Source organism: Yeguia hominis (assembly GCF_014384705.1).
Lineage (GTDB): Bacteria > Bacillota > Clostridia > Oscillospirales > Acutalibacteraceae > Yeguia > Yeguia hominis.
Map to the genome: position 1 here is coordinate 1 of NZ_JACRSN010000047.1, position 1695 is coordinate 1695.

Below are 1695 nucleotides of genomic sequence, written 5' to 3' on the forward strand. Positions count from 1 at the left end.
CACGCTACACGCCGTATAAAGGAAGGGACGCACCAAGAGGAATGCTTACTGCCCGGTCTTGTGTATTGCGCTGATTGCGGCAGTAAGATGTCCTATCAGACGAATTACTACAAAAGCGGAGAACCCTATCATTCGTTCCGATGCAGCAGCTACGGGAACAGAACCGTGAACTGCACCATTCATCACATCAGCGATAAAGTCCTTTACCAGTTGGTACTGCGCTCTATACAGCGCCTTTCAAGCCACATTATTGCAGATGAGCGTGGGTTTGCCGAAGAACTGAAATGCAAATGGGAAGCGCAGGTAAACGGCAAACCGCAAAAGCAAAAGGATGAACTTCAGACAATCGATCGCAGACTGAACGAGCTTGACCGCCTGATTGGAAGCCTTTATGAGAATTTCATTTCAGGTCTGCTGCCCGAAAAGCAGTACAAGTCCCTGATGAAGAAATACTCTGCTGAACAGGACAGCCTTGAGAGCCAAGTATCGGAAATTCAGGAGAAGCTGGAGCAAACCAAAGCGTCCTCTGCTCATATCGGGCGGTTTATCAGGCTCATCAAGAAGTATAAGCAGCCCGCAGAGCTGACAAAAGAGATGGCGTGTGAACTGATTGATAAAATCGTTGTTCACGAAGCCATAGGCAAGAAGCCAAACCGACAGCAGCAGGTGGACATCTACTATAACTTCATCGGGCAGTTTGACCTCCCGCTTTCCGAAAAGGAAATTGCCGAAGCAAGACAAAAAGCCGAGCAAGAAGCGGAGAAAAAAGCCAAGCGCAAGAAGAACCGGCAGCGCGAGAGCAATGTTGCACATCAAGCCAAAGCAAAGGCGAAACGCTGGGCGGCGAATGACGGTCATAAGTATCCGAAGCGTGTGTGCGAACAATGCGGCAAAGAGTTTTATCCAAACAGCACAAGGCAGAGGTTTTGCAACACCGACTGTACAAAAGCCCATCAGCAGGCAGAAAAAGAGAAGAAACGCTTTGCCGAAAAGGGAGAGCACACCTTCCGTCAAAAGGTCTGCAAGATATGCGGCAAGCCCTTCTGGCCGTCCAACGGTCAGGAGGTGCTGTGCTCCGAGGAATGCAAGGCAATCAACCGCAGGCAGAAACAGCTTGCCTACTATCACCGTAAGCAATCCGAGCAGAAAGCCGGAGAAGCAATATAATTCAAGGAGGACGACACAATGGAAAAATTCATCACAGACGAAAGGACAGGCTTGTGCTATGAGCTTGTCGGGGATTACTACCTGATCGCCGGAGAGGACGAGCCGGAGGGCAGACCAATCGGCGTTTGGGGACAGCGACACCTGCGGTATATCCGTAAGCACAAGGTCAGTCTGTATGCCGAGCTGCTGACCACCGGCAAGCTGAACGATTATCTTGCAGACCTTAACGAGCAGGCAGAAGCAATGTTTTCTCGGCTGGTAAAGCAACTTTCCAAAAAAGAGGGCGTAACGGAAGCCCTCAAAGAGGAAAATCAAATGCTGTGGGTGCAGAGGATGAACAACATCCGCAGTGCTGCTATGGAAAGCGTTGCAAACGATTTGATTTACTGTTAGGAGGACGGCTATGAAGGTCAAGCTGGACGATTATGAGGTGCGAGTGCTGATAAACGGCTTAATACAGCAGCACAGGAGCTATGACGCAGAAACCAACGGTCAGATTGACGCCCTCGCCCTTCGCCTGTGCGACAT

General features: G+C 50.1%; 2 protein-coding genes. Both read left to right on the forward strand.

Features of this window, described 5'->3' with window-relative positions:
- Positions 1-1167, forward strand: a 1167-nt coding sequence (locus tag IAG03_RS14695) for a DUF4368 domain-containing protein (protein ID WP_249320729.1), incomplete at its 5' end; no start/stop codon positions are given.
- Between the two features lie 18 nt (positions 1168-1185).
- Positions 1186-1560: a TnpV protein gene (locus IAG03_RS14700; RefSeq protein ID WP_249320730.1), complete on the forward strand. Its 375-nt coding sequence runs from the start codon at positions 1186-1188 to the stop codon at positions 1558-1560.
- Positions 1561-1695 lie beyond the last annotated feature (135 nt).

Bases quoted from the DNA above. Each gene is read 5' to 3' on its own strand.
- IAG03_RS14700 (WP_249320730.1), top strand. From the start codon at position 1,186: ATGGAAAAATTCATCACAGACGAAAGGACAGGCTTGTGCTATGAGCTT.